This window comes from Tardiphaga sp. 619_E2_N8_4, assembly GCF_051810905.1.
Taxonomy (GTDB): Bacteria; Pseudomonadota; Alphaproteobacteria; order Rhizobiales; family Xanthobacteraceae; genus Tardiphaga; species Tardiphaga robiniae.
The window spans coordinates 4,804,708-4,817,685 of record NZ_JBPWQJ010000001.1 but is presented as its reverse complement, the minus strand read 5'-3'; the positions used below and the strand labels follow the sequence as shown (position 1 = coordinate 4,817,685).

Sequence of the window (12,978 nt, the reverse complement as noted above, 5' to 3'; positions counted from 1 at the left end):
ATTGCCCGGCGCGCCATAGCCGGGTCCGGATTGTCCAGAGGCGTTACGAGCAGAATGGCCGTTACGGAAACAACAGGCGAGGGACCGATCGAAGTTCCGGTTCATACCGGGTTCTGGTCGCTCACGGTCGGCAGTATCGGCGTCGTGTTCGGCGACATCGGAACGTCGCCACTTTACGCGTTCCGCGAGGCGGTACACGGCGCAACGCATGGCGCGCCGGTGACGCCCGTCATCGTGCTCGGCGTGCTCTCGCTGATCCTGTGGGCGCTGTTCATCGTCGTGACAGCGAAATACGTGCTGTTCCTGCTGCGCGCCGACAACAATGGCGAGGGTGGAACACTGTCGCTGATGGCGCTCGGCCAGCGTGCCCTGGGTCGGCGGAGCTTGCCGCTGATGGTACTGGGCGTGATCGGCGCCTCGATGTTCATCGGCGATTCCATGATCACCCCGGCGATCTCGGTGCTCTCCGCGGTGGAAGGCCTCAAGCTCAAGGCACCTGCGCTCGAACCTTATGTCGTGCCGGTCACGGTCGCGATTCTCGTCGTGCTGTTCTCGGTGCAGCGGATTGGCACCGCCAAGGTGGCCTCCGCCTTCGGGCCGGTGATGATCATCTGGTTCACGGCGCTCGCGCTGATGGGCGCCTCGCACATCTTCGATGATCCGACGGTGCTGAAGGCGATCAATCCGTATTATGCCGTGCAGTTCATGCTGACCCACGGGACCATCGGTCTGGTGACCCTGGGCGCAGTCTTCCTCGCCGTGACCGGCGGCGAGGCGCTCTATGCTGATCTCGGCCATTTCGGTCGCAGACCAATTCAATACGGCTGGTTCTTCTTCGTGCTGCCGGCGTTGATGATCAATTATTTCGGGCAGGGCGCGCTCGTGCTGTCGAACCCGGCGGCGATCGAAAATCCGTTCTATCGGATGGCACCGGAATCGATGCTGTTGCCGCTGATCGCGCTGGCGACGGCTGCCACCGTGATCGCAAGCCAGGCGGTGATCACCGGCGCCTATTCACTGGTGCGTCAGGCGGTGCAGCTTGGGCTGCTGCCGCGCTTCGAAGTGCGCTTCACCTCCGAGACCCATGCCGGCCAGATCTATTTGCCTCGGGTCAATCGTCTGCTGCTGATTGGCGTTCTGCTGCTGGTGCTGCTGTTCAAATCGTCGAGTGGTCTGGCCTCGGCCTATGGCATCGCGGTCTCCACCACCATGGTGGCCGATGGCATCATGGGCTTCGTGGTAATCTGGAAGCTGTGGAACTGGAAGGCCGCGACGGCTGCTGCGATCATCGCGCCGCTGGTGTTCGTCGATCTGGCCTTCCTCAGTGCCAATCTCCTGAAACTGCTGGAAGGCGCCTGGGTGCCGTTGCTGTTCGGCGTGCTGATGGCCGGCATGATCTGGACCTGGCGCCGCGGCGCGGCGATCCTGATCACCAAGACGCGCCGTATCGAAGTGCCGCTGCGCGATCTCATCAAGAGCCTGGAAAAGCGCCCCCCGCATATCGTAAAGGGCACCGCGGTGTTTCTCACCAGCGATCCCGAATTCGTGCCGACGGCGCTGCTGCATAATCTGAAGCACAACAAGGTTCTGCACGAACACAATGTGATCCTGACCATTGAGACCGCGCAGACGCCGAAGGTCGATCTGGCAGAACGCGTCCGCATGGAGAATATCAGTGATAAGTTCTCGATGGTGAAGCTGCGTTTCGGCTTCATGGAATCGCCGAACGTCCCCAAGGCGCTCGTCGTCGCGCGTAAACTCGGCTGGCAGTTCGACATCATGGCGACGTCGTTCTTCGTGTCGCGGCGCTCGCTGAAGCCGTCGGCGCAATCCGGCATGCCGTTGTGGCAGGACCATCTGTTCATCGCGCTCAGCCGTTCGGCGAACGACGCCACCGACTATTTCCAGATCCCCACCGGACGCGTGGTGGAGGTCGGTACTCAGGTGACGATCTAAGCATCTTTTGTCATGTCCGGTTCCCCGATTTGCGCTATAACGAGTGTGATCATCGGGGCCGGGAACGGCCTCGCTGCCCCGCTGTTCAGAGACCTGCGATTCAGAAGTCTTCGAGGCCGTTTCCATGACCATCGATAGCGCATCTCCCGCCGCGGCATCCCCGGCGGACCCTACCCATGGGCACTCGACGGCCAGCTTCGGCTCGCTCGTCATGGGCAGTATCGGTGTCGTCTATGGCGACATCGGCACCAGCCCGCTTTACGCGCTCCGTGAAGCGCTGGTCGCGGCCGGGGGCCACAAGGCGCCCGGCATCGACAATGAAGCAATCCTGGGCGTCCTCTCGCTGATCCTGTGGGCCCTGATCATCGTCGTGACGCTCAAATATGTCGTGCTGCTGCTGCGCGCCGACAATAACGGCGAGGGTGGCCCGCTGGCCCTGATGGCGCTGGCCCAGCGCGCGATCGGATCGAGCGGGCCGGTGGTGGTGATGCTCGGCATCATCGCCGCGGCGTTGTTCTATGGCGACGCGGTGATCACGCCGGCGCTGTCCGTGCTCTCGGCCATCGAGGGCGTCAAGCTAGTCACCACCGCCTTCGATCCCTATGTTGTACCGCTCACCATCGTGATCCTTGTGGCGCTTTTCGCCGTGCAATCGCGTGGCACTGCGAAGGTCGCGACGTTCTTCGGACCGATCATGTGCCTATGGTTCATCGTGATCGCGGTAGCGGCCATTCCGCAGATCGTGAAGCATCCTGAAGTGCTAGCGGCACTCAATCCCGTGCATGCGATCTACTTCATGTTCCATCACGGCATCATCGCCTTCGTGACGTTGGGCGCAGTGTTTCTCGCCGTGACCGGCGCCGAAGCGCTCTATGCCGATCTCGGCCATTTCGGCAAAAAGCCGATCCAGCTGGCCTGGCTGTTTCTCGTGCTGCCGTCACTGGCCATCAACTATTTCGGCCAGGCTGCGCTGGTGATGCATGATCCCACCGCGCTGGAAAATCCGTTCTATCTGATGTTTCCCGACTGGGCGCTGATCCCGATGGTGATCCTCGCGGCGACTGCCACTGTGATTGCGAGTCAGGCCGTGATCACCGGCGCCTATTCGCTGACGCAGCAGGCGATCCAGCTTGGCCTGCTGCCGCGTTTCGAAATCCGGCACACATCGGAGTCGCATTCCGGCCAGATCTACATTCCGCGCGTCAATATGCTGCTGTTCATCGCAGTGATCGTGCTTGTCGTGCTGTTCAAGTCATCGAGCTCGCTGGCCTCGGCCTATGGCATCTCGGTCACCGGCACCATGGTCGTCACTGCGATGATGGGCTTTGTGGTGATCTGGCGCGGCTGGAAGTGGTCGCCGATCGCGGCTGCGGCGCTGATCGTGCCGTTTCTGGTGATCGACGTCACGTTCCTCACCGCGAACCTCTTGAAGGTGTTCGACGGCGGCTGGGTGCCGCTGGTGATGGGCGGCGTGATCATTCTCATGATGTATACGTGGCGGCGCGGCAGCCGCCTGCTGTTCGAGAAGTCGCGCAAGCTGGAGTTTCCGCTGGCCGATCTTGTGGCCATGCTGGAGAAACGTCCGCCGCAGCGCGTGGCCGGCACGGCGGTATTTCTCACCAGCGATCCGCAGAGTGCGCCGACGGCGCTGATGCATAGTCTGAAACACTACAAAGTGCTTCACGAGAAGAACGTTATTCTCACCATCGAAACCGCACCAACGCCGCGCATCGATCCCAGTGAGCGGGTGCGCATGGAAGAGATCAGCGCGACCTTCTCGAAAGTGACGCTGCGCTTCGGCTTCATGGAATCGCCGAATGTGCCGAAATCCCTCGCGATTGCGCGCAAGACCGGCTGGCAGTTCGACATCATGTCGACCTCGTTCTTTCTCTCGCGCAGGGCGCTGAAGCCTGCGGTGCATTCCGGCATGCCGCGCTGGCAGGACCATCTGTTCATCGCGCTCAGCCGCACTGCCAATGACGCGACCGACTATTTCCAGATCCCCACGGGGAGGGTGGTCGAGGTAGGCACGCAGGTGACTATCTAGGCCTGATCCCGAAAAGCGGGCTTGCGGTTTTCGGGCAGGATCAGGCCCGACAATAAGCTCTTCCGGCGCTTGATTTTCGCCGCGCGAGAGGCGACGTTGGCGCCCGAAAACAGGGGCGTTTCCGCCCCTTCGCATTCGCTCCGGAGACCGGGGCGGCAGGAGGTTGTTGTGGCAGGCGAAGCTCATACCGTTCACGATTTGACGCCCGAGGAAGTGTCCAAGGGGATCACTGAAGGCAAGTATTTGCTGGTTGACGTGCGCGAACCCAACGAGGTCGCGGTCGAGGCCTATCCGGACGCTGTCGTGGTCCCGCTGTCGACCTTCGACAGCGCCGATCTGCCTGATCCCGCGGGCAAGCAGATCGTCTTCGCATGTCGCTCCGGCAAGCGCTCGGTGACGGCCTCGCTGGCCGCGCAGGCCGATGGCCTTGCCTATGACAAGCACCTCGCCGGTGGAATCCTTGGATGGAAGGCCGCAGGCCTGCCGACAAAGGTTGGCTGATCGCTCGATGAACAAGATCTTCTCTGAGCTGCCCGTCACGGTGTTCGAGGCGATGTCGCAGCTTGCGCGCGATCACAACGCCATCAATCTCGGGCAGGGCTTTCCCGATCATCCCGGTCCCGACGATATCCGTCAGGCGGCCGCCGATGCGGTGCTGAACGGCTATAACCAGTATCCGTCGATGATGGGCATCCCGGAGCTGCGTCAGGCGATCGCCACGCATTACCAGCACTGGCACAAGCTCTCGCTTGATCCGATGACGGAGGTCATGGTGACCTCCGGCGGTACCGAGGCATTGACCTCGTCGATCCTCGCGGTGGTCGAGCCCGGCGACGAAGTCGTGTGCTTCCAGCCGGTCTACGATTCTTATTTGCCGATCATCCGGCAGGCCGGCGGCATTCCGCGTCTGGTCAGCCTCAAGCCGCCGCATTGGCGTCTCACGGAAGAAGATCTCCGCGCGGTCTTCAATCACAAGACCAAGGCCGTGCTGTTCAACAGCCCGCTCAACCCGGCTGCGGTGGTGTCGCCGCGCGAGGATCTCGAACTGCTGGCGAAGTTCTGTCAGGAATTCGATACGATCGCGATCTGCGACGAAGTCTGGGAACATGTGACCTTCGACGGCCACGACCATATCCCGCTGATCACCATTCCCGGCATGCGCGATCGCACCATCAAGGTCGGCTCGGCCGGCAAGATCTTCTCGCTCACCGGCTGGAAGATCGGCTTCGTCTGTGCCGCGCCGCATCTCCTGCGCGTCTGCGCCAAGGTGCATCAGTTCCTGACCTTCACGACCGCACCCAACCTGCAGGTTGCTGTCGCTTATGGCCTCGGCAAGTCCGACGAGTACTTCAAGACCATGCGTGCCGATCTCGCGCGTAGCCGCGATCGTTTGGCCGCCGGTCTGGAGAGCATCGGCTTTCCCGTCATCAAGTCGCAGGGCACGTACTTCCTCACCGTCGATCTGTCGCCGCTGGGGCTGAACGAGACCGACGAGGAATTCTGCCGACGGCTTGTCTACGACTACAAGGTCGCGGCGATTCCGGTGTCGGCCTTCTATGAGCAGGACAAGGTGACCTCGGTGGTGCGTTTCTGTTTCGCCAAGAACGACGCAACGCTCGATACCGCGCTGGAACGCCTGTCCAACGCCGTTCATGGCCGCTAGAGGAAGTTGATGCGCATGGGCAAGCACGGGATCGCGTGGGTCGTCGGAGCGGCGCTGCTGTGGTCCTTGCCGGTGCAGGCGCAAGACCAGAAGCAAGAGCGCGTCGTCAACTTCTACAACTGGTCGAACTATATGGCGCCCGGTGTGCTGGAGGCCTTCACCAGGGAGACCGGCATCAAGGTCGTCTACGACACCTTCGACGCCAACGAGACACTGGAGACGCGTCTGCTGGCCGGCAAGTCCGGTTACGACGTCGTGGTGCCGACGGCTTATTTCCTGCAGCGCCAGATTACCGCAAAGGTGTTCCAGAAGCTCGACAAGGCGAAGCTGCCGAACCTCGGCAATGCCTGGCCGGAAGTGACGAAGCGCCTTGCGATCTACGATCCCGGCAATCAGTTTGCCGCGAACTACATGTGGGGCACCACCGGCATCGGCTACAACGTCAAGCAGGTCGCGAAAATCCTCGGGCCTGACGCGAAGATCGACAGCTGGGACATCGTCTTCAAGCCGGAGAACCTTGCGAAGTTCAAGGATTGCGGCGTCCATATGCTGGATTCCGCGGATGACATTCTGCCGGCGGCGTTGAATGCACTCGGTCTCGATCCCAATTCCACCAAACAGCCCGACCTCGAAAAGGCGGCCGATCTCGTCGGCAAGATCAGAGGCAATGTTCGCAAGTTTCACTCTTCGGAATATCTGAGCGCGCTGGCGACCGGCGAGATCTGTCTCGTGGTTGGCTGGTCGGGGGACATCATTCAGGCGCGTGCGCGGGCGGATGAAGCGAAGAACGGCGTCGAGATCGGTTATGCGGTGCCGAAGGAGGGCGCGCAGATGTTTTTCGATAATCTGGCGATCCCGGCCGATGCGAAGAACGTCAATGAGGCCTATGAGCTGATCAACTATCTCTACCGGCCGGATGTCGCGGCGAAGAATTCGGATTTCCTCGGCTATGCCAATGGCAATCTCGCCAGCCAGAAGCTGATCGATCCGAAGATCCTGAACGACAAGACGATCTATCCGGATGAGGTGATGCTTCAGAAGCTGTTCGTCATCACCGCACGCGATCCGGCCACGCAACGCGTGATCAACCGGTTATGGACGAAGGTGAAGACGGGGCGCTGACCTATCGGTCGTCATTGCGAGCGAAGCGAAGCAATCCAGAAAGCCACGCGCGAAGACTGGATTGCTTCGTCGCAAGGGCTCCTCGCAATGACGTGGAGAGTGATGGTGTTCTAACGCCACCTTCTGTGCAGCCACAGCCACTGCTCCGGATATTCCCGGATCCAGCCTTCGAGCACTGACGTCACCGCCTGCATGGTACCCTGAACGTCGACCCTGCCATTGGCATCGCGCACCGGCTTCACCTCTTCGGAGACTTCGATGCGGAAGCGATGATCGGGGAGGCGGATGATACGAACACCGTGGATCGGGCAATCGACCTGGCGCAACAGCCGCGCCAGCATCGGATTGGCGTTGGTCTTGCGTCCGAAGAAATCCACCGGGACGCCGTTGGTGAACCATTGATCCACCAGCATGGCGACGTGCTTGCCCTCGTTCAGCGCGTGCGCGAGCTTGAGCGGCGCGTCGTGGCTGGCCGGAATGAGGTTGCCCATGTTGATCGCGCGCGTCTGGTGAATGGCGCGGTCAGCGGCGGCGCTGTTCGGTCGCCGATAGAGCACGGCTGCGTCCAAGCCGTGGGCCACGGCGGCGAGCGCAGGAATTTCCCAATTGCCGAGATGGCTGGCGAAAATCAGCGCCGGTTTGCCGTCGTCGCGCAGTTGATCGAAAATCTCGCCGGTGCGCGCGGAGAATTCGACATTGCTCGGCTTGGTCGGATTGGCCGGGTCATAGTCCCAGATCTTGTCGAGATGCGCGAATTCCGCGCCAATGCGTCCCATGTTGTCCCAGACACCTGCGAGAATCTTCTCGATCTCGTCCGGTGATTTCTCGGGGAAGGCGGCGGTGAGATTGGCGCGGCCGATCTTGTCTTCGCGAAACAGCGGGCCGATGCGCTGGGTGATCTTGCCAAACCGATTGGCGGTCTTGACCGGATCGAAATAGCGCGTGGTCCGCAGGATGCCGATCGTCAGTGCGCCGACAGCAGCGTCGCCTGCAGGCTTCAGGGCATCGCGAATGCGGGCCTTGGTGCGAAGCAGCAGGCGGAGCATCAGAAGTGAACGATGATCTTGCCGAACACCTGGCGGGTTTCCATCCGCTTCAGCGCGGTCTCGACGTCGCTGATCGGCACTTCGGTATCAATCACCGGCAGCATGCCGTCAGCCATCTTGTCGAGGCTCTCGGCAATGTTCTTCATGGTGGCGCCGAACGATCCGAAGATGCGGTATTGCTGTTGGAACAGCTGCATCAGGTTGATCGTCGTCGTCGGTCCCGAGGTCGAGCCGCAGGTGACGAGACGTCCGCCGCGCTTCATCACCAGCAGCGAGCCGTTGAAGGTATCGGCACCGACGTGTTCGAACACGACATCGACGCCCTTCTTCTTGGTGATCTTGCGGGTCTCGCCCTCGAAGCGATCCTTGCGATAGTTGATGACGTGGTCGGCGCCGAGGGCCTTCACGCCCTCGATCTTGGAATCGTCGCCCACGGTGGTGATGACGGTGCAGCCGATCTTCTTGGCCATCATGATGGCCACGGTGCCAATGCCTGAGCCGCCGGCATGGACCAGAATGGTCTCGCCGGGCTGCAGCTTGGCATTGTCGAACAGCATGTGCTGCACGGTGGAGAAGGCGATCGGGGCACAGGCGGCGTCGCGGAAGCTGATGCCGTCAGGGACAGGGATCACCAGACGCGCCGGCATGTTCATCAGTTCGCGCGAGAAGCCGTCGATGTGGAAGCCATAGAGACCGCCGACGTTCTCGCAGAAATTGTCGCGGCCTTCCTGACAGGCCTTGCAGTGCCCGCAGGTCAGCGCGCCATACATCACGACTTTCTGGCCGGGCTTTACATGGGTAACGCCTTCGCCGACGGCGGCGACTTCGCCGGAAGCTTCGGCGCCGATCGACAGCGGCAGCTTGCGCTTGGCGAAGGCCATCCCGCGGAAGCCCCAGACGTCGATATGGTTCAGGCCGACAGCCTTGACGCGGATCTGCACTTCGCCGGCAGCAGGCGGCGGGGGCGGCGGCACGTCGACGACGACGAGCTCACGATCGGCAACAAGATTGAGCGCACGCATGAACCGCGTCTCCGGCAAGAAAGGTTGATTTCGGATGGCCTGCGTATCGCCGGTTCACGCCATGACGTCAACCGGCGAGGGGCGGCCAACGGGGCCGGGGAGCCTTAAACGGGCTCGCCGGTGAGGATCAGCGAGGCATTCTGGCCGCCAAAGCCGAAGGAATTCGACATCACGGCCGTCACGCGTGCATCGCGGGCGGTATTGGGAACCACGTCGAACGGAATGGCCGGATCGGGAACATCGTAATTGATCGTCGGCGGGATCCGCTGGTGTTCCAGGGTGAGCAGCGAGAACACGGCCTCGACTGCGCCGGCGGCGGAGAGCGTGTGGCCGACCATGGACTTGTTCGACGAGACCGGAATTTCCTTGGCGCGTTCACCGAACACGCTGGAAATGCCGAGATACTCCATCTTGTCGTTTTCCGGCGTGCCGGTGCCGTGGGCGTTGATGTAGTCGATCTGGTCGGATGTCAGACCGGCGTCCACCAGCGCGTTGTTCACGCAGCCGATGATCGGCTTGCCGTCCGGGCTGGAACGGGTGCGGTGGAAGGAGTCCGCGAGTTCGCCGCAACCGGCGACAATGCCGAGGATCTTGGCGCCGCGCGCGGTGGCGGCTTCCAGACTTTCCAGCACCAGCGCACCGGCGCCTTCGGCCATCACGAAACCATCGCGGTTCTTGGCGAAGGGACGGACAGCTTTCTGCGGCGGGTCGTTATGGGTCGAGAGTGCCGATAGCAGCGAAAAGCGGATCAGCGCTTCCGGGTTCACCGAACCGTCGGTGGCCACGCACAGCGCCGCATCGGCTTCGCCGCGGCGGATCGCTTCGACGCCGAGCTGGATCGCAGTAGCGCCGGAGGCACAAGCGGTCGACAGCGAGATTGGCGAGCCTTTTGTGCCGAACGTGTCCGCGAGATGGTCGGCGACCGAGCCGAACAGGAAGCGGCGGTGATACTGAACGAACTTGCCGCCACCGGCGACGCGCAGCAGCGTGTCGTAATTGATGTCGCTATTGGCGCCTGCGGCCTTGGCCAGCACCTGGCGCTGCGGCCACTCGACTTCGACGGGCGCAACCGCCAGGAACAGCGGGCCGGGGAAGTCGCCCTTGCTGCCGATATTGGCCTGCGCGATGGCTTCCTCGGTGACGAGCTCGCCGAGCTTCTCGGAGAGGTCGGTGGAGGAAAACGGCTCGACCGGCACGAAATCGATCGTGCCCGCCATAGTCGTCTTCATGCCGTCGGTGGGAAAACGCGTGATGGTGCGAATGCCGGATTCGCCGGCGGTGAGTTTGGCCCAGTTGTCTTCCTTGCCGGCGCCGAGCGATGTCGCAACACCCATGCCCGTAACGACAACGATCGGTCGGCCGAATTTATCGCGCGTTGCAGTCATGCTCTCTCCGTCGGCCGCGTCGACCGCTTAACTTGAGCATGATCCCGAAAAGTGGATGCCGGTTTTCGGATAAGATCTTGCTCAAACATAAGAAAAATCTAGAGCCCAGATGGGTTCTAGATGGCTTCAACCAGCGCCATGCCTTCGCCGCGCCAGTGGCCGGCGCCGATCACCACAATCTGGGTGGGCTTGCCGGACTTTTCAATCTCGAGGCCGGTTGAATCGTTCGGCGGAAACATTGCGCCGCGCGAGATCGCCAACGCCGCAAGGCCGAGGCCAAGCGGGAATTGGGTTTCGAGCGTATGACCGAAGAGAGTGCCGGTGCCGCGGATGGCGACATCCGCATGATCCTTCAGGAAGGCGCGCTCTTCCGATGTCACGGGTTCCGCGCCGGTCGCGCCGGTGATGATCGCAGCGTCGCTCTTCGCGCCGAGCTTCGACCACAACCCCTGCAGCGAAGCGGTGACTTCGCCGGGAGTCTTGCGACGGGCATGATCGGCGACCACGCTCTTGAGACGTGCGAGAGGCTTGGCACCGCGCGCTTCTGCATGCACCCTGGATTCGATGACGAGGAATGCGCCGGCAGAGCCGAGCGCAAAGCCCGAATTCGCCTCGCGTGCCCACACGGTCTCGAATTTGTTCTTCAGGTTGAAGTCGTCGAATTCGTACAGCAGCAGCAGGTCCTTGCGCTCACCATTATGTGCGGCGCCGATCAGCGCGATGTCGCTCTGGCCGTCAGCGATGCGGGCCAGTGCGATGCGCGCGGCGTCCACGCCAGCCGCTTCCTCGCCCATGAAGGTACGGGACGAACCGGTGACGCCGTGCACGATGGCGATATTGCCGGCGAGCAGGTTGGAGAGTTGCGCCAGAAACAGAGTCGGCCTGAGATCGTTGAGCAGTTTTTCGTTGAGCAGGCCCGGTGTCGCAGCGCCATAGCCCTCCGAATTCAGGATGCCCGAATCGACGGCCAGGTCGCGCTCACCGCCACCGGCGGCAACGATCATGTCCATCCTCGACAGGATGTCCTTGTTGCCTTTGACGCCAGCCGAATCCAGCGCAAGGCCGGCGGCATAGGTGCCGATCCGCTGCCAGGCTTCCATCTGCCGCTGATCGCCCTTCTTGGGGATCTGCGCGTCGTATGAGACCGGCGCGAGGGGGTGGACGATGTTTGGAGCGAAGCCGGTTTCATCGACGTTGATGCGCTTGTTGTTCAACGCATCCCAATGTGCGTCAGGGCCTTCGCCCAATGACGTGGCGAGGCCAATGCCGGTGATCCACGCTTCCACCGGCTCGGATGTCATCGGTCGGGTTTCAGCCATTGGTGATCGCCTGTAGGGGAAATCCGATGCGTTCGGCCACGATGTCCATGTGACCGCGCAGATCCGGATGGGGGAACGGGACGGTCTTGAAGGTGAGCTGCGCGTTGCAGGTCAGTTTGCCGTCGACCTTGATCTTGACAGTGGTCATGTAGAAGCCGTCGCCTTCGTGCAGCACGCTGGCGGTGATGTCCAGCTTCGTGCCGGGCGTGATGAAGGTGCGCATCTTGGCTTCCTTCACCGCGGCGAGGAAGGGCATACGCTCGAACTTCATCAGCGCGATCAGCAGCCAGCCAGAAGTCTGCGCCATCGACTCGATCAGCAGCACGCCGGGCATCAGCGGATAACCCGGGAAGTGGCCCTCAAAGATGGTGCTGGTCTCGGGTACGTTGGCTTCGACCGTGATCGTCCGTTCGCCGACATTGAGGTCGGTGATGCGGTCGATCAGGTGAAAATATTCGAGGTTCATGGCGGGGCGTTACGCGCCCTTGGCCGCGACCAATTCGTCGATGCGCGCGCTGAGGTTCTTCAGGACGAAATACTGCTCGGTGGTCGCCTTGCCGTCATTGACCTCCTGGGTCCACTTTTCGAGCGGCAGCTTGATCCCGAACGCCTTGTCGATCGCGAAAGCGATATCCAGGAAGTCGAGGCTGTCGATCCCCAGATCGTCGATGGCGTGGCTTTCCGGCGTGATCGTGTCGCGGGGAATGTCGCAAGTCTCGGCGATGATTGTAGCGACCTGATCGAATGTGGAGGACATTACTAAGCCTTTGATATATTGAAGATAATGTTCGATCGGCGCGCGCAAAGACAGGGCTTCGCCCCGGGGCAGTCCCGGTCCGCCGTATAGAGTCGATTGCCCGTATATCGGAGCGGGGGCGGCAGTTCAATGCAGTTGAGCGCCTGCTCACCAGCCCCTGTGGGCTGTGGAAAGAGGGTTTGGCGCGCCTCAGCCGTGCGGCGCAACAATATGGGCGCAGTCGCGGCGGCCCATCAACACGCAATCCTGGGTTTTGCGGAGATCCGCGATGCTGACCGCGAGCCAGATCCCGACACCCACCAGGATCACCGTAAAGCCGAAGGCTGCGCTATTGGCCAGCATCCGGTGACGGAAGTCGTCTGGGTCGTCCTGTGCCTGTTGATAGCGGGACAGGTCGCTGGCGCCGGTCGTTTGGCGGCGGCGGGGTTGGTCGGCAGGAGCGGTGGGATGGTGTGGCAGCGTAGCCGAGGTGCGAGGCACGAAGCGAAGCACGCGGTGCTCGTCATCTTCTCTGATAATCGGCTGCTGGGTCTTCATGGTCGTGGGTCTGCGCATGCAATGTCGCAGTCTACCACGAGGCGGCCGCTTCGCGCAGATAAAGTCCGCATGGCACGGATGCGGCAATCGTCAGAGATGACGTGGAACTGATCCGCATCGGCGT

General features: G+C 61.9%; 12 protein-coding genes. 5 read left to right on the top strand and 7 right to left on the bottom strand.

Translation table 11 applies throughout. The annotated features are described in order from the left end of the window. Positions 1-54 precede the first annotated feature (54 nt). The 5 genes from AB8A23_RS23185 (at position 55) to AB8A23_RS23165 (ending at position 6,788) form a co-directional block, all read left to right on the top strand. A complete protein-coding gene (locus AB8A23_RS23185) occupies positions 55-1,956 on the top strand; it encodes a potassium transporter Kup (protein ID WP_089267162.1) in 1,902 nt (633 codons plus the stop codon). Positions 1,957-2,080: 124 nt separating this feature from the next. Continuing rightward, positions 2,081-4,003, top strand: a complete 1,923-nt coding sequence (locus tag AB8A23_RS23180; RefSeq protein WP_231080935.1) for a potassium transporter Kup — start codon at positions 2,081-2,083, stop codon at positions 4,001-4,003. Positions 4,004-4,171: 168 nt separating this feature from the next. Beyond that, entirely contained in the window at positions 4,172-4,504 is a 333-nt protein-coding gene (locus AB8A23_RS23175) for a rhodanese-like domain-containing protein (RefSeq protein WP_439058099.1), read from the top strand. Positions 4,505-4,511: 7 nt separating this feature from the next. Then, positions 4,512-5,666 carry an aminotransferase gene (locus AB8A23_RS23170; RefSeq protein WP_439058100.1) on the top strand — a complete coding sequence of 385 codons (1,155 nt, stop codon included), beginning with the start codon at positions 4,512-4,514 and terminating at the stop codon, positions 5,664-5,666. A gap of 15 nt (positions 5,667-5,681) precedes the next feature. Beyond that, complete coding sequence (locus tag AB8A23_RS23165) at positions 5,682-6,788, top strand: polyamine ABC transporter substrate-binding protein (RefSeq protein ID WP_439058101.1); 1,107 nt, start codon at positions 5,682-5,684, stop codon at positions 6,786-6,788. A 110-nt stretch (positions 6,789-6,898) separates the two neighbouring features. On the opposite strand, the gene AB8A23_RS23160 is transcribed toward AB8A23_RS23165, so the two are convergent. The 7 genes from AB8A23_RS23160 to AB8A23_RS23130 form a co-directional block, all read right to left on the bottom strand. Next, positions 6,899-7,834: a lipid A biosynthesis lauroyl acyltransferase gene (locus AB8A23_RS23160; RefSeq protein ID WP_439058102.1), complete on the bottom strand. Its 936-nt coding sequence runs from the start codon at positions 7,832-7,834 to the stop codon at positions 6,899-6,901. After that, a complete protein-coding gene (locus tag AB8A23_RS23155) occupies positions 7,834-8,856 on the bottom strand; it encodes a zinc-binding dehydrogenase (RefSeq protein ID WP_439058103.1) in 1,023 nt (340 codons plus the stop codon). The genes AB8A23_RS23160 and AB8A23_RS23155 overlap by 1 nt, the downstream gene beginning before the upstream one ends. 104 nt (positions 8,857-8,960) lie before the next feature. Beyond that, a complete protein-coding gene (locus tag AB8A23_RS23150; protein ID WP_089267167.1) occupies positions 8,961-10,241 on the bottom strand; it encodes a beta-ketoacyl-ACP synthase in 1,281 nt (426 codons plus the stop codon). Between the two features lie 116 nt (positions 10,242-10,357). Then, on the bottom strand, positions 10,358-11,560 hold the full coding sequence (locus tag AB8A23_RS23145) for a beta-ketoacyl-ACP synthase (RefSeq protein ID WP_439058104.1): 1,203 nt from the start codon (positions 11,558-11,560) through the stop codon (positions 10,358-10,360). Next, complete coding sequence (locus AB8A23_RS23140; RefSeq protein WP_089267169.1) at positions 11,553-12,026, bottom strand: 3-hydroxyacyl-ACP dehydratase FabZ family protein; 474 nt, start codon at positions 12,024-12,026, stop codon at positions 11,553-11,555. Before AB8A23_RS23140 ends, AB8A23_RS23145 begins: the two co-directional genes overlap by 8 nt. 9 nt (positions 12,027-12,035) lie before the next feature. Continuing rightward, on the bottom strand, positions 12,036-12,317 hold the full coding sequence (locus AB8A23_RS23135) for an acyl carrier protein (protein ID WP_002711294.1): 282 nt from the start codon (positions 12,315-12,317) through the stop codon (positions 12,036-12,038). A 189-nt stretch (positions 12,318-12,506) separates the two neighbouring features. Then, positions 12,507-12,854: a hypothetical protein gene (locus AB8A23_RS23130; protein WP_089267170.1), complete on the bottom strand. Its 348-nt coding sequence runs from the start codon at positions 12,852-12,854 to the stop codon at positions 12,507-12,509. Positions 12,855-12,978: the final 124 nt, after the last annotated feature.

Coding starts and splice junctions, on each gene's coding strand:
- AB8A23_RS23185 (WP_089267162.1), top strand. CDS start 55: ATGGCCGTTACGGAAACAACAGGCGAGGGACCGATCGAAGTTCCGGTT.
- AB8A23_RS23150 (WP_089267167.1), bottom strand. CDS start 10,241: ATGACTGCAACGCGCGATAAATTCGGCCGACCGATCGTTGTCGTTACG.
- AB8A23_RS23170 (WP_439058100.1), top strand. CDS start 4,512: ATGAACAAGATCTTCTCTGAGCTGCCCGTCACGGTGTTCGAGGCGATG.
- AB8A23_RS23135 (WP_002711294.1), bottom strand. CDS start 12,317: ATGTCCTCCACATTCGATCAGGTCGCTACAATCATCGCCGAGACTTGC.
- AB8A23_RS23165 (WP_439058101.1), top strand. CDS start 5,682: ATGGGCAAGCACGGGATCGCGTGGGTCGTCGGAGCGGCGCTGCTGTGG.
- AB8A23_RS23155 (WP_439058103.1), bottom strand. CDS start 8,856: ATGCGTGCGCTCAATCTTGTTGCCGATCGTGAGCTCGTCGTCGTCGAC.
- AB8A23_RS23130 (WP_089267170.1), bottom strand. CDS start 12,854: ATGAAGACCCAGCAGCCGATTATCAGAGAAGATGACGAGCACCGCGTG.
- AB8A23_RS23160 (WP_439058102.1), bottom strand. CDS start 7,834: ATGCTCCGCCTGCTGCTTCGCACCAAGGCCCGCATTCGCGATGCCCTG.
- AB8A23_RS23140 (WP_089267169.1), bottom strand. CDS start 12,026: ATGAACCTCGAATATTTTCACCTGATCGACCGCATCACCGACCTCAAT.
- AB8A23_RS23180 (WP_231080935.1), top strand. CDS start 2,081: ATGACCATCGATAGCGCATCTCCCGCCGCGGCATCCCCGGCGGACCCT.
- AB8A23_RS23145 (WP_439058104.1), bottom strand. CDS start 11,560: ATGGCTGAAACCCGACCGATGACATCCGAGCCGGTGGAAGCGTGGATC.